Origin of the sequence: Stenotrophomonas sp. SRS1, from assembly GCF_026130205.1 — a bacterium.
In the GTDB taxonomy this organism is placed as follows: domain Bacteria; phylum Pseudomonadota; class Gammaproteobacteria; order Xanthomonadales; family Xanthomonadaceae; genus Stenotrophomonas; species Stenotrophomonas rhizophila_B.
Map to the genome: position 1 here is coordinate 344,972 of NZ_JAINFD010000002.1, position 23,589 is coordinate 368,560.

Here is a 23,589-nt window from a genome sequence, read left to right on the forward strand (position 1 = left end):
GCTTGCTAAACTTGGATTTCTGCTGTCCATCACCGACAGCCTGTGAACCTTTGCCCATGGCGCTCGTGCCGACCCTGAAAACCTGGTTGCTGTTCGTACCGGCCCTGGCGTTGCTGGGGGTGGTGGGCTATCGCGCCGGTGATCGGGTGCTGCATGCCGATCAGCCCGGCCAGCATATGGATGAGCCGCCGGCAGGCAGTGCGCCGAGTGCGGTTCCGGCAGAAGCGCGGCAACTGGCCCGGCGCCTGCTCGGCAACGAGCGCGGGTCGGGCGTGGCCTCCGGCCTGCCGCTGGACCTGCGCGCCGATATCGAAGGCGATACCGACCTGTTCGCCTATGCGCAGCGCCTGCAGCTGCAGGCCGCCAATGGCAACGCCGAGGCCGGGTGGATGGTCAGCCGCGTGTACGACTACTGCGCCACGTACGCCATGGACCCGGGTGGCTACCAGCTGGACAACGACGTGTTGACCGGCCTGGGCATGAAAGCGTCCGTGTCGATGGTGACCGCGCGCGAGCGCGTTTCGCGCCGCTGCGCCGGCTTCGTCAGCAGCGACAATCTGGGTCGGTCGTTGATCCTGACCCAGCGCCTGCAGGCCGCCAAGGCCGGCAACCTGGCGGCCGAGGCCTCGCTGTTCGCCGAAGGTCATCCGCTGGAAAACGCACCGGACTATCGTCGCGGGCTGGTCGAGCGGGTGATGGACTCGCGGGATCCGGAAGCCTTCATGGCACTGGCGCCGGGCATGGGCCAACGTGCCAGCGGCGACAACGCGATGAGCGGCCTGGTGGCCGGCGATCAGTTCAGCGAACTGGCCTGGCGGTTGGCGGCCTGCGAGCTGGGCATGGCCTGCGGGCCGGACAGTGTGCTGATGAACAATTTCTGCGCGAACGGAGGGATCTGTTCGCAGGACGGTGGGCAGGACTTTGCCACTTTTGTGTATGACGCTGCGGTATCGCGGCAAGGTGCGGGGAAAATGAGCGTGTTGGTCGAAGAGCTGGTCAAGCAGAGGAAAGGGCGATGAATTACCGTCGAATCCTGCATGGTGCGAAATTCTGGTTCTGGGTGGCGTTGTTTGTCGCGTACTCGGCTGGAGCGGTGGGTCTGGTGATGATCGACACCTATGACGATCGTTACCGAAGCCTGTCCAAAGTGCAGCTGACCTCGGTCAAGGCCGATGCCGAGGTGCGTCGTGCCGGTGCCAGTCAGGTCGCTGCGGTATACCGCGCGCAGAGTGGCATGCCGTTCGCTTCGCTGCCCAGCGGCAGCACCTTCCAGGTGGTGTGGCCGGATGGCTCCACCGAGACGATGGTGATCATGGATCCGACCTCGTCGCTGGGCGTGGAGCCGGTGAAGAACTCGCAGGTCACTGCGGCTGATACCGCCAAGCCGTAAGCACGCGTCTGTAACGCCACGCCATGCGTGGCTGCGGTATGCAGGCGGCATGTCACGCGTACGCCAACCATGGGTTGGCGCTACCGGGTTTGTGCCCTCCGGCAGCGCGGTTCGCGCAAACAGAAAGGCGGGGAGATCCCCGCCTTTCTGCTGTCCGGCATACCGCGTAGAGCAAGCGATCAGGTCAACGCGATCGACTTGTTCTTGCGTTCGGCCAGGCGCTTTTCCAGGTAGTGGATGTTCTGTCCACCGGCCTGGAAGCCCTTGTCGCGCATGATGCGCTGCTGCAGCGCGACGTTGGTCTTGATGCCGTCCACGACCAGCTCGCTCAGCGCCACGCGCATGCGCGCGATCGCGGTCTCGCGATCCGGGCCGTGCACGATCAGCTTGCCGATCATCGAGTCATAGTTCGGCGGCACGCGGTAACCACTGTAGATGTGGGTATCCACACGCACACCGGGGCCACCCGGCGGATGGAACGCGGTGATCTGGCCCGGGCTCGGCACGAAGGTCTCGGCGTCTTCGGCGTTGATGCGGCACTCGATTGCGTGACCGGTCAGCACCACGTCGCTCTGCTTGATGGTCAGCTTCTGGCCGGCAGCGATGCGCAGCTGCTCGCAGACCAGATCGATGCCCGTCACCATCTCCGTCACCGGATGTTCCACCTGCACGCGGGTGTTCATCTCGATGAAGTAGAAGCGGCCGCCTTCGAACAGGAACTCGAAGGTGCCCGCGCCGCGGTAGCCGATGCGGATGCAGGCTTCCACGCAGACCTTGCCGATCTCATCGCGCAACTCAGCGGTGATGCCCGGTGCCGGCGCTTCTTCCACCACCTTCTGGTGGCGGCGCTGCATGGAGCAGTCGCGTTCACCGAGGTGGATGGCATTGCCCTGGCCGTCGGCGAGCACCTGGATTTCCACGTGACGCGGATTTTCCAGGAACTTCTCCATGTAGACCTGATCGTTGCTGAAAGCGGCCTTGGCTTCGGACTTGGTGGTCTCGATGGCCGCCTTCAACGAGGCTTCGGCATGCACCACGCGCATGCCACGGCCGCCACCGCCACCGGAGGCCTTGATGATGACCGGGTAGCCGATCTCACGGGCGATCTTGGTGTTGGCCACGATGTCGTCGGTCAGCGGACCGCCCGAGCCGGGCACGCACGGCACGCCGGCGGCCTTCATCGCGCGGATCGCTTCCACCTTGTCGCCCATCAGGCGGATGGTGTCGGCCTTGGGGCCGATGAAGATGAAACCGGATTCTTCCACGCGCTCGGCGAAGTCGGCGTTCTCCGACAGGAAGCCGTAGCCCGGGTGAATGGCCTGGGCGTCGGTGACTTCCGCCGCAGCGATCAGGGCCGGGATGTTGAGGTAGCTCTCCGAGGACGGTGCCGGACCGATGCAGACCGACTCGTCGGCCATGGCCACGTGCTTGAGGTTGCGGTCGACCGTGGAATGCACAGCCACCGTGCGGATGCCCAGGGTATGGCACGCGCGCAGGATGCGCAGCGCGATCTCCCCTCGGTTGGCAATAACGACTTTGTCGAGCATGGACTAATCCTTAGCCGATCACGAACAGCGGCTGGTCGAATTCGACCGGCTGGCCGTTTTCGCCCAGGATGGCGACGATGGTGCCGGAGACATCGGCTTCGATCGGGTTGAACATCTTCATCGCTTCGATGATCGCCAGCGTTTCACCGGCCTTGACCGCCTGGCCGACCGACACGAAGGCCGGCTTGTCCGGCGAGGACGACGAATAGAAGGTGCCGACCATCGGTGCGCGCAGGACGTGGCCATCCGGCAGGGCGTTGCCGGCCTTGGCGGTGCCACCGGTGGAGGCCTCGGTCGGTGACTGCATCGGCATCGCCGGGGCAGCGGCCTGGACCGGTGCCGGGGCCATCATCATCTGCGGCTGGGCCTGCACCATGCCGTAGCCGGAGACGGGCGCGCGCGACAGGCGCACGGACTCTTCGCCTTCCTTGATTTCGATTTCGGCGAGGTTCGACTCTTCCAGCAGGTCGATCAGTTTCTTGATTTTGCGGAGATCCATAGGGGCCTCTTTGGCTCGTGGTGTCAGTGTGGTGGGAAGCGCGATGCGCTCGGGTCAAAGCAATTCGTAGAAATCGCGAAGCTGCCGCGTACGGTCGCGCGCGAGGGTGGTGAGGCAGCGCATCTGCGCGCCATTGCGCGAGGTGCCATCGGCGTTGAAGGCGTAGACCGCATCGCAATCGTGATCGCGCAGCTGCACCCACGCGCGCTGGGCCAGGATCAGCTGCTTTTCCGCATCGGCGCAGTGCGTGCAGGCGCCTTCGGCCGCCTGGCTGCGCAACTGCTGACGCGCCTGGGCGTACACCGCGTTCAATTCGGTATCGGCCTCGCTGGCCACATCCGAGGCGCACAGATCCGATTCCATGGTGCCGCTCGGCTGCGCGCAGTCGATGCCTTCCGCGCTGCGATCAGCGGCGATGGCGGCGCCACACAGGCAGCCCCACAGCGCGACGCTGGCGAGGACACGCGGCAGCGTCATCACGCGGAGGTGGCCGCCAGCCGGGTCAGCGCTGCATCCATCGCATAGCGATAGCTGTCCGCCCCGAACCCACAGATCACCCCGACCGCCTTGTCGCTGAAATAGCTGTGCTGGCGGAAGGGCTCGCGCGCATGCGGATTGGAGAGGTGGATCTCGATGAACGGCACGTCCACCGCGGCCAGCGCATCGCGCAGGGCCACCGAGGTGTGGGTGAACGCTGCCGGGTTGATCAGGATGAAGGCGGTGCCGTCTTCACGGGCGGCTTGCACCCGATCCACCAGCACGTGCTCGGCATTGGACTGCAGGCTCTCCACGGCATGGCCGGCGGCCTGCGCCTGGGCCAGCAGGGCCTGGTCGATCTGCGCCAGCGTGGTGTGCCCATAGACCCCCGGCTCGCGCGTGCCGAGCAGGTTGAGGTTGGGGCCATGCAGGACCAGCAGTTTCGCCATGGGTGCCGAACAACAGGAAAGGGCGGAGTCTGGCGGAACTGGTGGATCGTGTCCAGTTCGACGAAGTTACGCGTGTTTCAAGCGTATGTTTGAAAATTGAGCGGGACCGTTGCGGTAGCACGATGTCCGCAGGCTGTGCTGCCTCGGGCGCCGCGGCGGAGACACGTGGAACTGGCTAGCCGGCAGTCCCCCAAACAGCATCGGACCGACGCTACAGGTTCAGGCAACGTGGCCGATATCTCCGCATGGCGCGCAATGCGCGTGCCCGATCGGCCGGTGGGATGGCCGGCTCGGCGACCCTGTGGAGTTCGTGGCGGTCACGGGTGGAACAGAGATTGCAGGGCGTGACCTGCCTGGAAGGAACCGGGCAGCGGTAGGGGAAGGATCACAACTATCCAGGCGGGCAGTCGATCTTGGGGTACTCCCGGGGCGGTTGTGCTGTTTTCGGCCTTTTCCAGGAAAGGCACTACAAGGCAACAAGGGGTGTCGTGTGTCGTTGATCGTGTCTGCCTGCCGGGCCGCTGGTGTGTGTCCCAAATCCCAACAGCGTCGCACTCTGCGTCGCCTCACCCTGTTCGCCGCAGCGTTCTGCGGCCTTGCTGCAACCGCGCCTGCGATGGCGGCGCTGTCCAGTGGCTGCCAGGCGATTCAAACCTACTGGGGTGGTGGAGTCACCATCAACACGCCTTCCGTAGATCGTTTCGAAGGTCCCTATGCAGTTGCTGCCGGGGAGCGGCTCCACTATGTCGTCACTTCAGCGGGAAGCACAAATACCAGCAATGCCAACAATGGCGGTGGCGGTGGTTTTGCGATCTATGATGACGGCAAGCTCACGGACGTAGGTGAGCAGTATGCGGCGCAGAACAATGAGTTGAATCTCAATGCCACCCATGTGGTGCCGGCTGACGCCAGTGACTATGTCGTCTATCTGTGGTCGGGAGGAGGCGGTGGAACGTTCACCGCCACGGTGAGCTGCGGAGCTCCGTTGCCGCCCACGGTGAGCGACGCACGCATCAGCATCAGTGGCGGGACCGGTACCGGCGGCGCGTACAAGATCGGCGATACCGTCACCGCGACCTGGAACAACAGTGCGAGTGGCGACACCAATGCCGGCGTGAGCGCGGTGACCGTCGACTTCAGCCAGTTCGGGGGTGGTTCGGCCGTCGCGGCCATCAACAGTGCCGGCATCTGGACGGCGACCTATACCCTCACGGTCGGAGTCATCGACGCCGCCAACCGCAACGTCAGCGTGACCGCGACCAATAGCGGTGGCAGCACCACCCGTGCGGACACCACCAATGCCACGGTGGATACCATCGCCCCGACGTTGACCAATGCAAACATCAACATCAGCGGTGCGTCGGGAACTGGTGGTGCCTACAAACTCGGCGACACCGTCACTGCCGTCTGGAACAACACGGCGGGCGGGGATAACAATACCGATACGATCAGCGCAGTCAGCGTGAACTTCAGCCAGTTCGGTGGCGGCGGCGCTGTCACCGCCGTCAACAGCAGCGGCGTCTGGACGGCAACCTATACGATCGTCGGTGGCGCCATCAATGGTGTCAGCAACCGCAACGTCACCTTTACCGCGACGGACAACGCCGCCAACACCACCACCACGGCCGATACCAGCAACGCGACGGTCGACAATCGCATTCCTTCGGTCAACAGCATCGCGCCGATGGGATCCCCCGCCGCAAGCGACGCGGCGATGGCATTCACGGTGACCTTCGATGAGACGGTGTCGAATGTGTCCACGGACGATTTCACACTCGTCGGCACGGGCAGTGCCAGTGGCAGTATCGTGAGTGTGTCGGCGAGTTCCGGGACATCGGTCAACGTCAACGTTGGCAGCATCGCGGGTTCGGGGACGCTCAAGGTCAATCTCAATGGTGCGACGGACATTGCCGATGCCGCGGGCAACACGGGTGTTGCGCCCTACCTGTCGGGTGTGACCCACACCGTGGCGATGCCTGCCGCTCCCGGCGCGCCGGTCATCGGAGCAGCAACGCCTGGCGATGCCCAGGTATCCGTGGCCTTCACCGCGCCGGCCGATAATGGTGGCTCGGCGATCACCGGCTATCTGGTGACCGCGAGCCCAGGCGGTGCCACCGCAGGTGGCAATGGATTCACCACGTCACCTATCGTGGTCTCAGGCCTCACCAACGGCACCGCCTATACGTTCGACGTGAAGGCGATCAACGCAACCGGCACTGGCGCAGCCTCCGGCGCGACCAGCGCGGTGACGCCGAAGGGCAACCAGTCCATCACGTTCGCCAATCCGGGCACTCAGACCATGGGCACGTCGCCAGCGCTCTCGGCGACGGCCAGCTCGGGACTCGTTCCTGTGTTCAGTTCGTCCACTGGCGGGGTGTGCACCATCAGCTCGGGTGGCACGCTGACCTTCGTCAGTGCCGGCGTGTGCACGATCGACGCCGATCAGGCGGGTAGTCCCGCATGGAATGCGGCTACCACGGTGACGCAGACCTTCACCATCAATGCGGTGGTGCCAGGTGCGCCGACCATCGGCACGGCCACCGCCGGCAACACCCAGGCCACGGTCACGTTCGCCGCACCGTCCTTTACGGGGGGGGAGCCCATCACCGTTTACACGGTGGCAGCCAACCCGGGCGGGGTCACTGCGACCGGCGCCGGTTCACCAGTCACGTTGACCGGCTTGACCAACGGCGTGGCGTACACCTTCACTGTCACCGCGAGCAATGCAGCCGGTACAGGTGACGCATCGGCGGCGTCCAACAGTGTGATGCCTGCAGCGCCGCAGACCATCACCTTCAACAACCCCGGCACGCAGAACTTCGGCACCACGCCGACGCTGACCGCCACCTCCAGCGCTGGTGCCGGCTATACGATCAGCTTCGGATCCGCCACCTCCGGAGTGTGTACGATCACGTCCGGCGGCGCGCTGACGTTCCTTTCCGCAGGTACCTGCACCATCAACGCCGACCAGGGCGGCGATGGCAGCTATCTGGCTGCGCCCCAGGCAAGTCAGTCATTCACTGTCGCTCCGGTTGTGCCGGGCGCCCCTCCCGCTCCGTCGGCCACTGCCGGTGATACCCAGGTCAGCATCGCGTTCGTGCCGCCTGTGTTCACCGGCGGCGCCAGCATCACCGGCTACACGGTCACCGTCAGTCCGGCCGATGTCGCCCCTGTGAATGGAGTGAGCTCGCCAATGGTGGTTACCGGGTTGACCAACGGGGTCGCGTATACCTTTACGGTCACGGCAGACAATGCCGCCGGCGCGGGTCCGTCCTCGACGGCTTCCAGCGCGGTAACCCCCAAGGCCGCGCAGCTCATCACGTTCAACAACCCGGGAACGCAGAACTTCGGCACAACGCCGACCTTTACCGCCACGGCGGATTCCGGACTGACCCCGACGTTCACTTCGTCCACGACCGGGGTGTGCACGATCACTACCGGCGGCATGCTGACCTTCGTGGGTGCAGGTACCTGTACCCTGCATGCCGACCAGGCCGGCAATGGCAGCTATCTGCCGGCGGCTCAGGTCACCCGAACGTTTACGGTCAATGCAGTTGTCCCCGCCGCGCCGGGCATTGGCACCGCGACGGTCATCGGCGCCGGTCAGGTAAGCGTGACATTCACCGCACCCGGCAACGATGGAGGCGCGCCGGTCAGTGGATACACCGCCACCGCGATGCCTGGCGGTGCCACCGTCGCGGGGAGCGGCTCGCCGCTCAGCTTCAACGGCCTGACGCCGGGAGTCACTTACACCTTCACCGTGACCGCCACCAACAGCGCCGGTACGGGTTCGGCTTCAGCAGCCTCCAATGCAGTCACGCCGGCCCCGGCCCTGGTTGCCGGTCCTACCACGGCCACCGTTGCCTACGGTGCGGCGGCAACTACGATCACGCTGCCGATCACAGGTACACCGACCGCTGTAGCCATGGTGAGCGCCCCCAGCCATGGCACGGCGACGGTCAACGGCATGGATATCGAGTACGTGCCGGCCGTGGGCTATGCAGGTCCGGACAGCTTTACCTACCGCGCCAGCGATGCCTACACCACCTCCGCAGCGGCTGCGGTGGATATCACGGTGTCCGCACCGACGCTGTCGCTGGATCCTGCTTCGCTGGCGTCCATCACGGCCAGCAATGCCTACCGTCACATCCTGTCGGCCAGCGGCGGTACCGGTCCGTACGTTTATGCGGTCTCCGGTGGCGCGTTGCCGGCCGGCGTGCAGTTGTCGCCCGGCGGCGAGCTGTTCGGTACCCCCAACGGAGCAGGCTCCTTCAGCTTTACGGTGTTGGTGACTGACAGCAGCACCGGCACGGGTCCGTTCACCGCGAGCCGCAGCTATACCCTAGTGGTGGATGCGCCGACCCTGATGCTGGACCAGCCGCAGCTGCCGCCCGCCGATGGCGGGCAGGACTATCGGCAGCGCCTGACCGCCAGTGGCGGGACAGCACCCTACCGCTTTGCGCTGCGTTCCGGCAGCCTGCCGCCAGGGCTGTTGCTCGCCGAATCCGGGGACATCTCCGGTGAAGCTACGTCCGCCGGTACCTTCGATTTCGACGTGGAGGTGACCGACGCCAATGGCTTCAGTGGTCAGCGTAGTTACCGGTTCGTGGTGGCGGCGGCCGTACAGACCATCACCGGCTTCACCGCAACGCCGGCCGATCCCGTCTACAGCGCGGGCGGCAGCTTCCGTGTCGCCGCCACCGGCGGTGACTCCGGCAATCCCATTGTGTTTGCCAGCACAACCCCTTCGGTGTGCGCTGTGCAGAGCGACACGGTGACGATGGTATCCGCCGGTCGCTGCGTGCTGACCGCCAATCAGGCCGGCGACACATTGCGTGCCGCCGCAACCCAGCTGCAGCTGGAGGTGAACATCAGCATGGCCACCCCGGTGATCACCTGGCAGGACGATCTGAGCAAGGTGTATGGCGAATCGGACTTTGAGCTTGCCCTGCCGCAGAGCACCAGCCCCGGCGCGTTCACCTTCAGCAGCTCCAACATGGCCGTCGCCACGGTCAATGGCCGCAGGGTGACCGTAGTGGGTGAGGGCAGTACGGTGCTGACCGCTGCACAGGCGGCAAGCGGCAGTTACGCAGCAGCGTCGATCGAGGTCCGGCTGGTCGTGGCGGCGCGTCCTGATCCGACCGCCGATGCGCAGGTTGTCGGCACCTTGCAGGCGCAGGCCGATGCCAGCATCCGCTTTGCCCAGGTGCAGCAGGGCAACATCCGCGACCGCCTGCGCCAAGTGCGGGTTGGCAGCAATGCCTCCAGCTTCAACATCGCCCTGGCCTACGCAGGCGGCCTTGGTGTGCCGGGTATCTCGGTACCGCTGAACAGAGCAGCCGACAGCATGGTCAACGGTCTTCCGCGCCTGCCCGAGGGCTGGGGTGCATGGGCAGCCGGTACGGCGACCTTCGGCAAGGCCGGGCGCGGCAGCGGTGGATTCGACTTCAACACCGGCGGAATCACGGTTGGTGCGGATCGGGCCATCGGCGAGAACGTGCTGCTGGGACTTGCAGGCAGCTGGGGGCGACAGGACACCGACTTCATCAAGAGTCCGTCCAGCACCGATGCTGACCAGCGCTCGCTGGCCGTCTACGGCCTGTGGCGCGCGGGCCAGCACGTGTTCTTCGACGGCATGCTGGCCAGCGGTCGGCTGGATTTCGATGTCAATCGCTGGAATGAGTTGGTCGGCGCGTCGGCGCATGGCTCACGCCAGGGCGACCAGTGGTTCGGCTCACTTACGTTTGGTTACGAACATCGCAGTGCCGGCGGCACCACGCTGACCAGCTATGGCCGCTACGATGGGCACCGCGCGAGACTGGATGGCTATCGCGAGCATGGTCTGGATGCGTTCGATCTGACCTACGGTCGTCAGGACATCGACAACAGCAGTGTCGCGCTGGGCATCGAGGGCAACCATGCCTTCCAGGGCAAGCGCGTCAGCTGGCGTCCGCATTGGAACGTGGAGTATCGCAAGGCGCTGGAGAACCGCAGCGAAGCCACGATGAACTATGTGCAGCGCCCGAACGCGAGCGATTACGTCCTGGCGATGCGCAGCTACAACGATGATGCCTTGTCGATCGGCGCTGGCGTGGATCTGCAGCTGGACAGCGGCTGGATGTTCTCGCTGCTGCTCGGTCACGAGCAGGGTCGCAACAGCCTGCGCAGCAACAGCATCGGCGTGCAGGTGCGGTTTGGCGGGCAAGGCGGCGGAGTGTCGCAGGTGGATGCCGATGGCAGGGGGGCGCGTGAGTGCGCGCAGCAGCGTCATCGCGACGCCACCTCGCGTTGTGGCGATCCCCTGGCTGGGGGTGCGCGGAGAGCGTTGATCCTTCCGGCGGGCCATTGAGTTTCCGGGCACGTATGACAGCGTGCCCGCTTCAGGGCATGTCGGTCGCATCGAAGAACATCCCGCCACGGCTCTTCAATGCGATGGTGCTCACCTCGCTGTGCCCCTTGTCCACCAGCATCTCCGCAGTCCGCTGCAGATAGTCCTTGAAGTGAGGCGTTTGCCGGTGCATGTCATACGCAGCCGCATCGGCGTAGATCTCAAAGAAGATCCACTGCTCCGGGTGATCCCGCCGTGTAACGGCATACATCGCCAGGACGCCCGGTTCGATCCGCATGGACTCGCGCATCTCCGCCGTGACGATCCGGGTGAATGCCGGTATATCTGCGGGTTTGACCGTCACATCGACCATCCGGACTTCCGGCGTGTTGCCGCGCTGCATGACCGAGAGACGGTCCGGCTTTTCGGCAAGAAACACCGGTGTTGTTTCCGTCAGCTTCTTGTCGGCAACGAGCGGCTGCGTGGCGCGCAGAAAATCGGCGTAATGCGCGGTCGCAAGATGCGTCTTCAACGCGTCCGCATCCGCGTAGATTTCGAAGACGTACGCCACGCCCGGCCGCTGGCGATCAGTGACGGCGTGCATCGCCAGAACACCCGGCTCCGTCTGCAGGGAGGCGTCCAGGTTGCGCCGGCCGGCAGCATCGAACGCCTCCTGTCGGCCAGGGTCGGCATGCAGCTCGAACAAACGCACGATGGGCTGCGCGCCGACCTCGGTGCTCCCCAGTATTAGTGACGTCAGCATCAGTGCCTTCCAGCCGGTCATGGCCATTTCCTGTGCAAGGTTCAATTTGCGAGCGTGTGGCGCCGCGCCTGGTCCGCGCGATCGGCGGCCTCGGCACTGACCACGTCGCGCAGCACCGCCACGACGTGCTCCAGCTGCGCCTCGCTGAGCGCCACGTTCCGGCTGATGCGCATGTGCGCCTGCGCCTGCGACTCGGTCCCTGTCATGGCCGACAGCGCGGCCACGGTGGTGAGCTCGCGATCACCCCAGTCGAGGTTGTCGCGCGCAAAGATCGCGCCGAACAGATGTTCCTTGAGGTAGCGGTCGATTTGAGGGGAGAACGCGAACAACGGGCCTGCGACCGGCTGACCCGACAACCGGGTCTGGTTGGCGGTGCCTACGGCCAGCATCTGGTCCGGCGCGGGCAGCGCGGTCGGTGCCTTCCCCTGCGCATCGTGGACGCCCTGTGCCTTGCGGTCCTCCACCACCGTCATGAAGGTGCCCAGCGCATTCAATGCGCGCGGAAAGCCTGCATAGGCGTAGAGCTGACCCAGGATTTCCTTGATCTCATTGATCGTCAGCCCGGCGTCCAGCGCGGCGCGCAGGGCCGGTTCGAGGCGGTGAAGATCGCCGGCCGCCGTGAAAGCGGCGATTGGCAGGATGGCCTGTTGGCGTGCGGAGAGAGCCGACTGCGTGTTCATGTGGATATCCGTGGTGTGGGCGGGGGCCGGGTGCTGCGCCAGCAGGGGCAGGGCCATGCCAAACAGAAGTGCCGCAGCGGCAGCCCGCAGGGTGGCGCGGTGGATGAGTCGGCCGTGCATCCGATGATGCGATCGGGCAGCGACAGCGAAGGAGGGGAAAGGCGGGGTGGTCATCGTGCGCTCCTGCGGGGATGGCCCAACGTGGGGCGCACCCATGGTGCCGCACCGTTTTATGTGGATAAACCTGCAGGTCGCGAATAGAGTTATAAAAACGGCTTATCAATGGGCGACCATGCGGCGCGACCACTACAACGACCTGCGCGCCCTGATGGCGGTGGCGCAGGAGCGCAGCTTCACCCGCGCGGCCGCGCGGATGGGGGTGTCGCAGGCTGCGCTGAGCTATACCGTGCGGGTGCTGGAGCAGCGGCTGGGGATCCGCTTGCTGACCCGCACTACGCGCAGCGTGACACCGACCGAAGCCGGTGAACGGCTGCTGGCGCAGATCGGGCCGCACTTCGCCAGCATCGACAGCGCTATCGACGACCTGAGTGAACTGCGCGATCGGCCCAGCGGCACCTTGCGCATCAACAGCAGCGATCCGGCCAGCGAACAGGTGGTCTGGCCCAAGCTGCAGCCTCTGCTGGATACCTACGCGGACATCCGGGTGGAGATCACCGACCAGTCCAATCTGGCCGACATCGTCGCGGAGGGGTTCGATGCGGGCATACGCCTGGGCGAGCAGGTGGCCAAGGGCATGATCGCGGTCCCGGTCACGCCGCCGCTCAGGATGGCCGTTGTCGGTGCCCCGGACTACTTCAAGCGGTGCGGGGTGCCGCGTACGCCCCAGGACCTGACCGTGCATGACTGCATCAACATGCGACTGCTGACCCAGGGTGGGCTGTATGCGTGGGAGTTCGAAAAGGACGGCCGCAGCGTGAACGTGCAGGTGGAGGGGCGGCTGACGTTGAGCAGTGTGCGCCTGATCGTCCAGGCGGCACTGGAGGGCCGCGGCCTGGCCTGCGTGCCGGACCTGATCGTGGCCGATGCATTGGCGGACAAGCGGCTGATGCGGGCGATGCAGGATTGGTGCCCGCCCTTTCCCGGTTTCCATCTCTACTACCCAAGCCGGCGCCAGAACTCGCCGGCGTTCGCGCTGCTGGTCGAAGCGCTTCGATGGTGTGGTGATGACGCACTGCTGAGAAAACCTCAGTAGTCCATGAACCCCGGGGCTGCTTATCAGTCCCCGCTGCGTGGGCCACCATGGCGCCCACTGAAAGCACGTCCGGGCTCTGTCGCGCGTCGTCCGCGCTGCCCAACGCCACGTCCCTGTCTCGTCCCTGCGCACTGTGCAGGGCGGCAACGCCATTCCTGTTCCAGAGAGTGCTCCCCATGCCCCCTGTCGCCACCTCCCTCCCCGCGCAGAGCGACGCGAATCGCGCTGCCGCCGCGCCGGCGCACTGGGCCGGCATCTTCGCCATGACCCTGTGCGTGTTCTGCCTGGTCGCCTCGGAATTCATGCCGGTCAGTCTGTTGACGCCCATCGCCACCTCGCTCGGTGTTACCGAAGGATGGGCCGGCTATGGGATTGCCATCTCCGGTGCCTTCGCCGTCATCACCAGCCTGTGCATCGCCCGCATCGCAGGTGACCTCGACCGCAAGACACTGCTTCTGCTGCTCACCGTGCTGATGGGCATCTCCGGCGTCATCGTCAGCCTCGCCCCCAGCTATCCGGTCTACATGATCGGGCGCGCGCTGATCGGTGTGGTCATCGGCGGCTTCTGGTCGATGTCGGCCGCGATCGCGATACGGGTGGTGCCGGCCGCGAGCGTGCCCAAGGCGCTCGCCGTCTTCAATGGTGGCAATGCGCTGGCGACGGTCGTGGCAGCCCCGTTGGGCAGCTACCTCGGCGGCATCATCGGCTGGCGCGGCGCCTTTCTATGCCTGTTGCCGATCGCCGTGATCGCACTGGTGTGGCAATGGATCAGTCTTCCTGCACTGAAGCCGGCGCCTCGCCAGGCGACCGGCAGCATCTTCGCTGTTCTGCGGCGCCCGCTCGTGCTGCGCGGGATGGCCGCCGTCGGGGTGTTCTTCAGCGGTCAGTTCATGCTGTTCACCTACCTGCGCCCGTTCCTTGAAACGGTGACCCAGGTCAGCGTGGGCACGCTGTCGATGCTGCTGCTCGCGCTGGGGGTGGCCGGCTTCGTCGGCACCGTGCTTATCGGGAGCTGCATCAGGAAGAGCGTGTACCTGCCGCTGATGATCATCCCATTGGTCATGGCGGCCATCGCGGTGGGGCTCACCGTCTTCGGTCACTCCATCAGCATGGCCTTCGTGCTCCTCGCTGCCTGGGGCCTGGTGGCGACGGCTGCTCCGGTCGCCTGGTGGGCATGGCTGGCCCGGTCCATGCCCGATGATGCCGAGGCCGGTGGCGGACTGATGGTGGCGGTCGTGCAGCTCTCCATCGCGCTGGGTTCCACGGTGGGTGGGCTGCTTTTCGACGGCAGTGGCTACCGCGCGACCTTCATCGTCAGCGCGGCGGTGCTGCTTGTCGGTTCGCTGCTGGCTGCGCTTGCCGCGCGCACCCGCACGTCATAGTGCTGGATGGCGCAGCGCGTTGATGAGGGCGGCAAACGCAGGCGATCCCTGCCGGCGGTTGGGGTAGTAGAGGTGGTAGCCGGAAAACAGCGGACACCACTCGTCCAGCACCTGCACCAGCTGGCCGCTGGCGAGGTAGGGCGCGGCAAGATCCTCGGTCACATACGCCAGTCCAATGCCATCCACGGCGGCATTGATGACATGGAACATGCTGTTGAACACCAGCTGCCCCTCTCCCTTGACGCTGAATTCCTTGCCGTCCTTTTCGAACTCCCATGCATAGATGCTGCCTGCGGGCCGGTGACGGATGTTGACGCAGGGCAACCCCGTGATCTCGTACGGCGTACGGGGTTTGGGATGGCGCTGGAAGTACGCAGGCGAGCCCACCACCACCAGCCGCCAGTCCGGACCAATGCGGACGGCGATCATGTCGTTGCTCAGTGCCTCGCCCAGGCGGATGCCCGCGTCGAAGCGTTCCTCGACCACGTTGGTGAATCCGTAGTCCACGTAGAACTCCAGCGTGATGTCCGGGTACGCGGCCAGGAACGTCGCCAGCCTGGGCCGGATCACCATCTCGATGGCATCGTCGCTGCAGGTGATGCGAAGGGTGCCGGCAGGGCGGTCACGGAGATCGCCGAGCGCATCCACGCTCTCGCCGATGGCGTCGAAATGCGGGCCGATCGAGCGCATCAGCCGCTCGCCCGCTTCGGTGGGCGCGACATTGCGCGTGGTCCGGGCCAGCAGCCGGACGCCCAGGCGCGCTTCGAGCTGTTTCAGGGTGTGGCTCAGCGCCGATGCAGAGACCCCGAGCCGTGCCGCGGCCTTGGTGAAGCTCTGCTCCCTGGCGACGGCCAGAAACGCCTGCAGATCGTTGGTTTTCAGGACAGCCATTGCTGATTCCGCATCAGGAGTCGGGCGCGATGCCCACATTAACACCGCGATTTGTGAGCAGAGCTCAGTACGCCTTCCGCATTCCCCCGGCTAATCACGGTGGTTGCGGAGGGCTACCGTGGGTCCGGCCTACCAACGCCCCGCATTTCTCGCTGAGTACCTCTCATGAAACGACTTGCCCTGCTGCTGGCGCTGGCCGCCAGTTCCTTCACGACCCTGGGAGCCACCATGCCAACCGGTGCAGACAATTTCTACAAAAGTGACACGGTCACCGTTGAACGGGTGACCTTCAAGAACCAGTACCACATGGAGGTGGTGGGGAATCTCGTCCGGCCCAAGGCGGCATCGAACGCCACCGCGTCGGCCGCGGTGATCGTCGGCCACCCGATGGGGGCGGTCAAAGAGCAGAGCTCCATGCTGTATGCGCAGAAGCTGGCCGAGCAGGGCTTCGTGACCCTGGCGATCGATCTGCCCTTCTGGGGAGAGAGCGACGGCGAGCCGCGCAATCTGGTCGCCCCGGAGATGTACAGCGAAGCCTTCAGTGCCGCAGTGGATTACCTGGGGACCCGCGACTTCATCGACCGCACGCGGATCGGCGTGCTCGGCGTCTGTGGCAGCGGCAGTTTCGCCATCAGCGCGGCCAAGATGGATCCGCGGCTGCGCGCCATTGCCACGGTCAGCATGTATGACATGGGCGACGTGACGCGCAACGGTCTGGGCCAGTCGGTGTCGCTGGAACAGCGCAAGGCGATGTTGGCCAAGGCGGCCGAGCAGCGCTACACCGAGTTCACCACCGGCAACGGAATCTTCCTCGACTATCTTCCCATCCAACTGCCCGCCGATGCCGATCCCGTGACCCGCGAGTTCTGGGCGTTCTACCGGACCCCGCGTGGCATCGCCATTCCCAAGGGCCGCACGCTGGAGACCACCCAGAACCGCATGCTGACCAGCGAAGTCCGCTTCGTGAACTTCTACCCATTCAATGACATCGAGACGATCTCGCCACGCCCGATGCTGTTCATCGCCGGCAGCGAGGCCCACTCGCTGGAGTTCAGCCAGAAGGCCTACGCGCTGGCCGGGCAGCCCAAAGCGCTGTATCTCGTCCCGGGTGCAGGACATGTGGATCTTTATGATCGTGTTGATCGGATTCCGTTCGACAAACTCACCCGGTTCTTCGTTGCCAACCTGAGCGCCGACTGAGCCCAGGCAGGATGCAGGCTCGCATCGCTTCCGGGTAGCTCCCGGAAGCGATGGCGTCCCGTCTGCCAGGTTCAGCTCAGGGCTTGATCTGGCCGGTCCAGGACTTGCTCATGATCTTCCACTTGCCATCGGTCTTGAGCAGAACCACGTAGTCCACGCCGTCCCAGCCTGGGTAATCCAGCATTACGCGGACGGCCGCCAGGTTGGTGGCCATGTCCACGATTTCATAGCGGCGCTTGCGTTGGGCCTCGTTGGCCGCCGGCTTGCCGTTGAAGCCCTCGGCGAACTGTTCCCCGGTCCGCATCTGCAGCGCGCTGCCACGGGCTTCGGAGTAACCGATCATCACGCCGTCTGCCCGGAAGACGTCCTTGGCCAACGTGTTGTCGGCGGTGATGTAGGCGCGCATGAAGGTCTGCATGACCTTGTCCACCGCCTCACGATCGGTGTTCTGCGCCATGACCGAGGTGGGGAGCAGCAGGCACAGGCTGGCGGCAAGGCCGACGGATCGAATCGATACTTTCATGGTGTTTCCTCAGGGGTGTGGGAGATCAGGGTTGAGCTGCTGATGGGCTGGATGCTTGCGCCGTTTGGGCGCGAAGTGCCTCGACCACGGCCTGCGCCACCGGCGTGGCAGAGGCGTAGTTCTGCCCGGTCACCAGCCGGCCATCGACTTCGACATGCGGGTCATCGCTTTCCACCGTCCGGAAGGCACCGCCGCGGGACACGACGGTCTGGCGGATCAGGAACGGGAACTGGTTGAAATAGGGCGCATCCTGCCGCTCATGCTCTTCCGGGTAGCCGCTGATGCGCTTGCCCGAGACCAGGTACTGGCCACCGGCAAGCTGGAGATTCACGATGCCGGCCGTTCCGTGGCAGACAGCCGAGATCACCCCGCCGTTGCCCTCGTAGACCTGCATCGCAATGCGCTGCAGCGCCACGTTCTCGGCGACCCCGTACATGGCATTGCTGCCGCCCACGTAGTACACCGCCCGGTACTGCGTGGGATCGATCTGTGCCGGGGTGACGGTGCCGCGCAGCCCGCGCATGATCCGGGCATCGTCCAGACGGTGCGCCACGTCGTCGCTGACGTAGTCATCGAGAATCGGTACGGCGCCGCCGTCGGGCGACACGAAGTCCACCGCATAGCCGGCGGCATGGAAGACATCCCAGGCATGCACCACCTCGCCAAAACTGACGCTGGCCGGGAGCGTGGACGTTCCATGCACCGTGGCGCTGGCGATGATGAACAGGATGCGGTTCTGCTGGCCGCCGGCGGGCTGTCCCACGGCCGTGGGGACGGTGGTCCGCGGCGCAGCGTCGGTGGTGCAGGTACCGCCCAGCCAGACGCTGAGCAGGAGCAATACGAAGGTGGCGATGGTACGTAACGTCTGCATGGCGCTGACTCGCAGGAAGGAGCCAGCACCCTATCCAATCGCTTTCAAATCAATGTATTGCAGCGTCTTCCCGGAGTGCGGAAATCGATTCTAGGAGTGTGTGGCGGCCGTGCGGTAGGCCGCCGGGGTGACGCCCTCGCACTTCTTGAATGCGCTGTAGAAGGTCGACATGGACTGGAAGCCCGCTTCCTGCGCCACGATATCCAGCGGCTTGGGAGGCTGCTGTTGCAGGATCGCCTTGGCTTCGATCACCCGCAGTTGGGTGAGGTACTGCTTGAACGAGGTCTGGTTGTTGTCGTTGAGCAGCTGCGACAGCCGGGTCTGGGGCATGCCAAGCCGGCGGGCGAGGCGGGGCAGGGTCAGGGCAGGGTCCAGATGCAACCGCTCGCGCGCCATCAGCTCGGCCAGGGCCTGCAGTTGAACGGCGGCGTCGGACGCGGGAATCCGACGGTCCTGATAGGGCTCGATCGTTGCCCGGCCCGCGCGCAGGCGGAGCCCGACCAGAACGCTTACCGCGAGAACGAAGGTGAAGGACAGCGCGCCGACGATATAGGACGTGTATCCCGCCGTGTAGTACGCGATCCAGATGATCCAGATGCCCCCCAGCGCCCCAAGCAGAAGCGTGGCGGACGGCGAGGACAGCAGCCGGGCACGGTGGCGATACACCTGCACGGTGGTGAGCAGCAGGTAGCCCAGCCAGGCATAGTTGATGCCCGGCGTGATGACGTACCGCCACAGTTCGATGTTGCGGGTGTAGGGCAGCAGGACATTCACCGCCACGGCAAGCACCAGCAGCGCGGCGAGGTGCCACCGGCCGTTCGTGTCCGTCCCGGCAGTCTCCCGTTGGCTGGAGCGCACCAGAAAGTAGAGGCAGGGGCCGATCAGGAAACAGGCGGTCAGCCCGAGCTGGAGAACGACCAGCGGAATATCCGGCCAGAAGTGGAACGCCACGGATTTTCCCGTTCGCACACCCACCATCAGGATCAGCAGTGAGAGCCAGCGCTGCGTGGGCTCACCCTTGGCGCGCCACCACAATACCGACGCCGCGACGATGCCATTGAAGGCGCCCAGCATCGCGAAGAAGAAGAGAAAGTGTTGGCTGAGCATTGGCGCAGTATTGAGAAAATACGCGGCCCGTCAAGCGGGTCGCTTTTACCCCCGTGTATTCTCTGCGCATGGATGACACTCATTTTCTGGCGCGGCGGCGCCTGCTGTTGGCCGCGCTTGCGGGCGCCGCATTGTTGCCCTCGTGCGCGCGTGGCAATGCCGTGGAGGGGGCGGCGGCCGTGCCGACGCTTGAGTCCGAGCGGGCGGGGATGGCGCCGTATCTGTTCCTGACCGTCACCAGCGCCACACGCAGCGTGGAGGAACTCGCGCAGCTGGTGCAGTCCACGCTGCTGCCGGCGTTGGCACCTGCAGACATCCTGCACGCGTATGGTCCGGTGGCCGGCGCGATACAGCTGTGGATGGCGCTGGAGCCTCACATGCTGGACCACTACGGGGTGAGCGTGGACGCCGCGCTGTCCCTGCTGGCGGGCGCCGTGGATGGCACCGTGGGCCCGGTGCCGGGCCGCAACACACTCGATGCGTGGGCGATCCAGCGCACCCACACCCGGGCCGAGGTGAACGCCAACGACATCACGCTGTCGCTGCCAGGCGAGAGCCACGCGCCGCTGTTTGCCCTGGGCAGCTCGCACTACGCGCTGGCGCCCCCGCCGTGGTCGAGCCAGGCCTGTTACTCCATCATGCTCGAGCCACGACGTCGCGTGGTCGCACCGTTCGAGCGGCACTGCCAGGCACTGCTCGACGCTGCGGCCGACGTCCTCCCCGATGATCTGCAGATCCAGATGGGACGACTGGGGGATTTCATGAAGGCCGTGCCTACGCTGTACGTGAGCGTGAAGGATGAAGACTCATGACGCCGGCGACTTGCGTTGGCCGCTCCATGATTTGCTCACGATCATCCACTTGCCATCGATTTTCAGCAGGGCAAGGTAGTCTTCGCCATCCCAACCAGGGTAGTCCAGCGTCAGCTTCACCTGCGCAGCGTGTGGCGTGACGTCCAGGATCCGGTAACTGCGTTTGCGCTGCGCCTCATCCGTGGCCGGCTCGCCAGTGAAGCCTTTGGCCCATTCTTCCGTGGTCTGGGTGACCATGCGGCCGGCGGCGGGTGAGTAGCCCACCACCACGCCATCTTTCCTGAGTACCTCGAATATCAGCGCCGGGTCGCCTGCCTCGAAGCCACGCAGCATCTTCTGCATGAGCTGGTCTACGGCGTCATGGTCGCTGGTCTGTGCCAGAACGGTGGTGGGGGAGAACAGCAGCGCGGCGGAGAAGAGGGCGCAGAGCAGTGAACGTTTCATGGTGGACCCAGGCAGGCAGGAGCCAGCAGGCTGCCTGATCCCTGTCGAATCAAGGGCGTGCACTACGTTCCAGGACTCCGGAATTCGATTCCCGGAGTCCTCCCGTCAGCGCACCTCGGCAAGCACCGCGCGCACCCGCAGGGCCAGCTCCTCCAGCGTGAAAGGTTTGCCGATCAGGTGGACGCTGGGGTCCAGTACGCCGTCGTGCTCCAGCGCATTGCGACTGTAGCCGGTGGTGAACAGCACTTTCAGATCCGGCCGTCGCTTGAGTGCCTCATCGGCCAGCTGCCGCCCGTTGACCTCGGGCATCACCACATCGGTGAACAACAGCGCGATGTCCGGATGGCTGTCGAGCAGGGCAAGCGCGGTAGCGGCACCATCGGCGGCGAGCACCGGGTAGCCCAGCTCGCTCAACGCATCAATGGAGAACTGGCGGACGCCGGGCTCGTCTTCCACGATCAGCACACGCTCGCGGCCCCCGCTCAGCGGAGCGGTACCGCTGGTTGTCGGCGAAGGCGTAGCGGCGAAGTCGGCAATGAGGCGCGGCAGATACAGGGTCACCGTCGTTCCCTGCCCGACGGCAGAGCGGATCTTTACGTGACCGGCCGACTGTTTGACGAAGCCATACACCTGCGACAGGCCAAGCCCCGTGCCTTGGCCCACCTTCTTCGTGGTGAAGAACGGATCGAATGCCTTGGCGATCACCTCCGGCGGCATGCCACTACCGTTGTCGGTGACGGTGATCAGAACGTACTCGCCGTCGGGAACCTCCGCCGGGGCGGAGCCAGCACCCGCGGTGATCTCACCGTTGGCGGTTTCCACCGTGAGGCGCCCACCGCCAGGCAGCGCATCGCGCGCATTGACGGCCAGGTTGAGAATCACGTTTTCCAGCTGATTGGCATCGGCGAATGTCTGCCACAAGTCGGCCGCCAGTACGGTCTGCAAGCGGATGCTGCTGCCCAGCGAATGCACCAGCAGGTCGGACATGCCCGCCACCAGCTGGTTCACATCCAGTGGAACCGGCTGTAATGGCTGCTGGCGCGAGAACGCCAGCAACCGCTGGGTGAGCTGCGCCGCCCGGGTGGCGCCATCGATGGCCATGTCGATGTAGCGCTTGGTGCGCGGGTCGTTGTCGCCTAGCCGCATCGCCAGCAGATCCAGCGGGCCGATCACGGTCGCCAGCATGTTGTTGAAGTCGTGGGCGATACCGCCGGTGAGCTGGCCGACGGCCTCCATCTTCTGACTCTGCCGAAGCGCATCTTCCACGCGGGTGCGCTCGGCGACTTCTTCGAGCACGCGGCTTTCCAGATGCTCGTTCAATTCTTTCAGGCGCGCATCGGCGATCTTGCGCGCGGTGATCTCGATCACCACCCCCACCACGCGCACGCAGCGGTCGCCCTCGAAGTGACCGCGGCCTTTGGCTGCGACCCAGCGAACGACGCCGTCCTCCTTACCGATCGTGCGGTACTCCACGTCGTAGAGGGCACGCTGCACCGGGTCGGCTGCGGCGGCGAAGGCGGCGAGGGTCGCTTCGCGGTCGTCGGGGTGGATGCCGTCGTTGAAGTCGCGCAGTGACACCGGGACATCGGGGGAGATGCCGAACATCGCCTTGGTCCGGGGCGGCCAGATCAAGGCGTCTGCCGCCAGGTCGACATCCCAGAAGCCCATGTCGCCTGCTTCGGTGGCAAACCGCAGGCGCTCCTCGCTTTTGGCCAGGGCTGCCTCGGCCGCCTCACGCACGGTCAGGTCCAGCATCGCGCCGATCATCCGCAGCGGTTCGCCGCCTTTGCCCCGCAGGACGGTCCCGCGGTCGAGCACGGAGGCGAAGCTGCCATCGGCGCGTCGGAACCGGTACTCGTTGTTCCACGCGGTGCCGTCGCCCTCGATCACGGCATGGATATCCGCATCGACGCGCGCACGGTCATCGGGGTGGATATGGTCCAGCCACCACTGCGCACTGGTCTCGCTGAACGCATGGCCGAACAGGGTGGTCAGCGCCTCGTTCCAGATCACGTGGCCATCGGAGATTCGCCAGTCCCAGATCGCATCGTTGGTGGCGTGGGCCGCCAGCCGGTAGCGTTCTTCCGCCTCCAGATGACGGGCTTCGGCGGCCTTGCGGTCGGTGATGTCCAGTGACGTGCCGACCAGCCCGATCACCGTGCCGTCGGCATCGCGAAGCGGCGACTTGGTCGACAACCAGTGGGCGCGCCGGCCATCGCGGAAACTCACTTCTTCTTCCAACTGCTCGGTCTGCCCACTGGCCATGACCCGTTCGTCGGTAGCCATGACGGTGGCGGCCTGCACAGGATCAGCAAGCAGCTCGGCATCGGTGCGCCCCACATACACCTCGGGCGGCAGACCGATCAGATCGGTGGTGCCGCGGTTGCCGATCAGGATCCGGCCCTGCCGGTCCTTGGCGTAGAGCACGCCGGGGGCCGCTTCGACGAAGGAACGCAACAAGGTCTGTGCCTGATCGCGTTCGGCCTCCACGCGGCGGCGTTCATCGATATCGATCAGGACGCCTGGAAACCCGACCGCATTGCCCTGGGCGTCCAGGTCGACGCGACCGATGGCCTCGATCCAGCGGTAAGCACCGTCCGGACCGCGTGTCCGGTACTGGTGGGCATAGCGCCCGCCGCGGCGGACGGCGTCGTCGATCGCCTGCGTCAGCCCCTGACGATCGTCCGGGTGAACCACGGAGATCACCTGCTCCAGGCGCAGTTCGCTGCGGGCCAGCGCCGGGTCCAGGCCATGGGCCTGGGCGAGTGCATCGTCGACGGTGAGGCTGTCCTGGGCAACATCCCAGAACCAGGTGCCGATGATCGCGCCAGCGGCCAGCGCCAGCTTGACGCGCTCGGCATCACGTTCGCCGTGGGTACCGGTGGAGGGTGAGGAGCTCAAAGGGGACTCGCGGTGGGGAGGGCGGCATCAAGGCAGTGCAATAAGCCAACCTAGATTAGCGAAGTGCGGTACGCCTGTGGAACACCTTCTCCGCGTTGATCCGCGTCATCAC

General features: G+C 65.4%; 19 protein-coding genes. 7 read left to right on the forward strand and 12 right to left on the reverse strand.

All coding sequences use genetic code 11. The annotated features are described in order from the left end of the window. Positions 1–56 precede the first annotated feature (56 nt). Together K4043_RS07265 and K4043_RS07270 are read left to right on the forward strand one after the other, a co-directional pair. Positions 57–1,019, forward strand: a complete 963-nt coding sequence (locus K4043_RS07265) for a hypothetical protein (protein WP_265308756.1) — start codon at positions 57–59, stop codon at positions 1,017–1,019. Further along, positions 1,016–1,390, forward strand: a complete 375-nt coding sequence (locus K4043_RS07270) for a hypothetical protein (protein WP_123730006.1) — start codon at positions 1,016–1,018, stop codon at positions 1,388–1,390. The genes K4043_RS07265 and K4043_RS07270 overlap by 4 nt, the downstream gene beginning before the upstream one ends. 179 nt (positions 1,391–1,569) lie before the next feature. Here K4043_RS07270 and accC read toward each other — a convergent pair whose 3' ends face one another. Genes accC through aroQ form a run of 4 tightly spaced genes read right to left on the reverse strand, consistent with a single transcriptional unit; the run spans position 1,570 to position 4,362 of the window. Continuing rightward, the gene (gene accC / locus K4043_RS07275; RefSeq protein ID WP_123730007.1) at positions 1,570–2,937 is read right to left on the reverse strand and encodes an acetyl-CoA carboxylase biotin carboxylase subunit; all 1,368 of its coding nucleotides are present in this window, start codon (positions 2,935–2,937) and stop codon (positions 1,570–1,572) included. A gap of 10 nt (positions 2,938–2,947) precedes the next feature. After that, complete coding sequence (gene accB, locus K4043_RS07280) at positions 2,948–3,436, reverse strand: acetyl-CoA carboxylase biotin carboxyl carrier protein (RefSeq protein WP_123730008.1); 489 nt, start codon at positions 3,434–3,436, stop codon at positions 2,948–2,950. Positions 3,437–3,490: 54 nt separating this feature from the next. Continuing rightward, the gene (locus K4043_RS07285) at positions 3,491–3,913 is read right to left on the reverse strand and encodes a lysozyme inhibitor LprI family protein (RefSeq protein WP_123730009.1); all 423 of its coding nucleotides are present in this window, start codon (positions 3,911–3,913) and stop codon (positions 3,491–3,493) included. Beyond that, a complete protein-coding gene (gene aroQ / locus K4043_RS07290; protein WP_123730010.1) occupies positions 3,913–4,362 on the reverse strand; it encodes a type II 3-dehydroquinate dehydratase in 450 nt (149 codons plus the stop codon). The genes K4043_RS07285 and aroQ overlap by 1 nt, the downstream gene beginning before the upstream one ends. A 526-nt stretch (positions 4,363–4,888) precedes the next feature. Between aroQ and K4043_RS07295 the strand changes: the two genes are divergently transcribed. Next, positions 4,889–10,711 (forward strand): autotransporter domain-containing protein, encoded by a 5,823-nt coding sequence (locus tag K4043_RS07295; RefSeq protein ID WP_265308758.1) that lies wholly within the window; start codon positions 4,889–4,891, stop codon positions 10,709–10,711. Positions 10,712–10,742: 31 nt separating this feature from the next. On the opposite strand, the gene K4043_RS07300 is transcribed toward K4043_RS07295, so the two are convergent. Both K4043_RS07300 and K4043_RS07305 read right to left on the reverse strand, forming a co-directional pair. Beyond that, on the reverse strand, positions 10,743–11,474 hold the full coding sequence (locus K4043_RS07300) for an antibiotic biosynthesis monooxygenase (RefSeq protein ID WP_265308759.1): 732 nt from the start codon (positions 11,472–11,474) through the stop codon (positions 10,743–10,745). A 20-nt stretch (positions 11,475–11,494) separates the two neighbouring features. After that, positions 11,495–12,307, reverse strand: a complete 813-nt coding sequence (locus tag K4043_RS07305; RefSeq protein ID WP_265308761.1) for a carboxymuconolactone decarboxylase family protein — start codon at positions 12,305–12,307, stop codon at positions 11,495–11,497. 118 nt (positions 12,308–12,425) lie between these two features. On the opposite strand from K4043_RS07305, the gene K4043_RS07310 reads away from it, so the two are divergent. After that, on the forward strand, positions 12,426–13,346 hold the full coding sequence (locus tag K4043_RS07310; RefSeq protein WP_123730013.1) for a LysR family transcriptional regulator: 921 nt from the start codon (positions 12,426–12,428) through the stop codon (positions 13,344–13,346). Positions 13,347–13,393: 47 nt separating this feature from the next. Beyond that, on the forward strand, positions 13,394–14,728 hold the full coding sequence (locus K4043_RS07315) for an MFS transporter (RefSeq protein WP_265308762.1): 1,335 nt from the start codon (positions 13,394–13,396) through the stop codon (positions 14,726–14,728). On the opposite strand, the gene K4043_RS07320 is transcribed toward K4043_RS07315, so the two are convergent. Then, the gene (locus K4043_RS07320) at positions 14,723–15,619 is read right to left on the reverse strand and encodes a LysR family transcriptional regulator (protein WP_123730014.1); all 897 of its coding nucleotides are present in this window, start codon (positions 15,617–15,619) and stop codon (positions 14,723–14,725) included. The genes K4043_RS07315 and K4043_RS07320 overlap by 6 nt on opposite strands. 165 nt (positions 15,620–15,784) lie before the next feature. On the opposite strand from K4043_RS07320, the gene K4043_RS07325 reads away from it, so the two are divergent. Next, positions 15,785–16,819: an alpha/beta hydrolase gene (locus K4043_RS07325; protein WP_265308763.1), complete on the forward strand. Its 1,035-nt coding sequence runs from the start codon at positions 15,785–15,787 to the stop codon at positions 16,817–16,819. A gap of 76 nt (positions 16,820–16,895) precedes the next feature. Here K4043_RS07325 and K4043_RS07330 read toward each other — a convergent pair whose 3' ends face one another. From K4043_RS07330 to K4043_RS07340, 3 genes are all read right to left on the reverse strand, one after another. Further along, complete coding sequence (locus K4043_RS07330; RefSeq protein ID WP_265308764.1) at positions 16,896–17,342, reverse strand: nuclear transport factor 2 family protein; 447 nt, start codon at positions 17,340–17,342, stop codon at positions 16,896–16,898. A 25-nt stretch (positions 17,343–17,367) separates the two neighbouring features. Continuing rightward, complete coding sequence (locus K4043_RS07335) at positions 17,368–18,213, reverse strand: type 1 glutamine amidotransferase domain-containing protein (protein ID WP_265308765.1); 846 nt, start codon at positions 18,211–18,213, stop codon at positions 17,368–17,370. A 90-nt stretch (positions 18,214–18,303) separates the two neighbouring features. Beyond that, positions 18,304–19,320 carry a helix-turn-helix domain-containing protein gene (locus K4043_RS07340; RefSeq protein ID WP_265308766.1) on the reverse strand — a complete coding sequence of 339 codons (1,017 nt, stop codon included), beginning with the start codon at positions 19,318–19,320 and terminating at the stop codon, positions 18,304–18,306. A gap of 68 nt (positions 19,321–19,388) precedes the next feature. Here K4043_RS07340 and K4043_RS07345 point away from each other — a divergent pair, with 68 nt between their 5' ends. Next, the gene (locus tag K4043_RS07345) at positions 19,389–20,132 is read left to right on the forward strand and encodes a hypothetical protein (protein ID WP_265308768.1); all 744 of its coding nucleotides are present in this window, start codon (positions 19,389–19,391) and stop codon (positions 20,130–20,132) included. Here K4043_RS07345 and K4043_RS07350 read toward each other — a convergent pair. Together K4043_RS07350 and K4043_RS07355 are read right to left on the reverse strand one after the other, a co-directional pair. Next, positions 20,127–20,576 (reverse strand): nuclear transport factor 2 family protein, encoded by a 450-nt coding sequence (locus K4043_RS07350; RefSeq protein WP_123730020.1) that lies wholly within the window; start codon positions 20,574–20,576, stop codon positions 20,127–20,129. The genes K4043_RS07345 and K4043_RS07350 overlap by 6 nt on opposite strands. A 105-nt stretch (positions 20,577–20,681) precedes the next feature. Continuing rightward, a complete protein-coding gene (locus tag K4043_RS07355) occupies positions 20,682–23,477 on the reverse strand; it encodes a PAS domain-containing protein (protein WP_265308769.1) in 2,796 nt (931 codons plus the stop codon). Positions 23,478–23,589: the final 112 nt, after the last annotated feature.

Excerpts from the sequence above, each read along its gene's own strand:
- K4043_RS07265 (WP_265308756.1), top strand. The coding sequence starts at position 57 with ATGGCGCTCGTGCCGACCCTGAAAACCTGGTTGCTGTTCGTACCGGCC.
- K4043_RS07270 (WP_123730006.1), top strand. The coding sequence starts at position 1,016 with ATGAATTACCGTCGAATCCTGCATGGTGCGAAATTCTGGTTCTGGGTG.
- accC (WP_123730007.1), bottom strand. The coding sequence starts at position 2,937 with ATGCTCGACAAAGTCGTTATTGCCAACCGAGGGGAGATCGCGCTGCGC.
- accB (WP_123730008.1), bottom strand. The coding sequence starts at position 3,436 with ATGGATCTCCGCAAAATCAAGAAACTGATCGACCTGCTGGAAGAGTCG.
- K4043_RS07285 (WP_123730009.1), bottom strand. The coding sequence starts at position 3,913 with ATGACGCTGCCGCGTGTCCTCGCCAGCGTCGCGCTGTGGGGCTGCCTG.
- aroQ (WP_123730010.1), bottom strand. The coding sequence starts at position 4,362 with ATGGCGAAACTGCTGGTCCTGCATGGCCCCAACCTCAACCTGCTCGGC.
- K4043_RS07300 (WP_265308759.1), bottom strand. The coding sequence starts at position 11,474 with ATGACCGGCTGGAAGGCACTGATGCTGACGTCACTAATACTGGGGAGC.
- K4043_RS07305 (WP_265308761.1), bottom strand. The coding sequence starts at position 12,307 with ATGACCACCCCGCCTTTCCCCTCCTTCGCTGTCGCTGCCCGATCGCAT.
- K4043_RS07310 (WP_123730013.1), top strand. The coding sequence starts at position 12,426 with ATGCGGCGCGACCACTACAACGACCTGCGCGCCCTGATGGCGGTGGCG.
- K4043_RS07315 (WP_265308762.1), top strand. The coding sequence starts at position 13,394 with ATGGCGCCCACTGAAAGCACGTCCGGGCTCTGTCGCGCGTCGTCCGCG.
- K4043_RS07320 (WP_123730014.1), bottom strand. The coding sequence starts at position 15,619 with ATGGCTGTCCTGAAAACCAACGATCTGCAGGCGTTTCTGGCCGTCGCC.
- K4043_RS07325 (WP_265308763.1), top strand. The coding sequence starts at position 15,785 with ATGAAACGACTTGCCCTGCTGCTGGCGCTGGCCGCCAGTTCCTTCACG.
- K4043_RS07330 (WP_265308764.1), bottom strand. The coding sequence starts at position 17,342 with ATGAAAGTATCGATTCGATCCGTCGGCCTTGCCGCCAGCCTGTGCCTG.
- K4043_RS07335 (WP_265308765.1), bottom strand. The coding sequence starts at position 18,213 with ATGCAGACGTTACGTACCATCGCCACCTTCGTATTGCTCCTGCTCAGC.
- K4043_RS07340 (WP_265308766.1), bottom strand. The coding sequence starts at position 19,320 with ATGCTCAGCCAACACTTTCTCTTCTTCTTCGCGATGCTGGGCGCCTTC.
- K4043_RS07345 (WP_265308768.1), top strand. The coding sequence starts at position 19,389 with ATGGATGACACTCATTTTCTGGCGCGGCGGCGCCTGCTGTTGGCCGCG.
- K4043_RS07350 (WP_123730020.1), bottom strand. The coding sequence starts at position 20,576 with ATGAAACGTTCACTGCTCTGCGCCCTCTTCTCCGCCGCGCTGCTGTTC.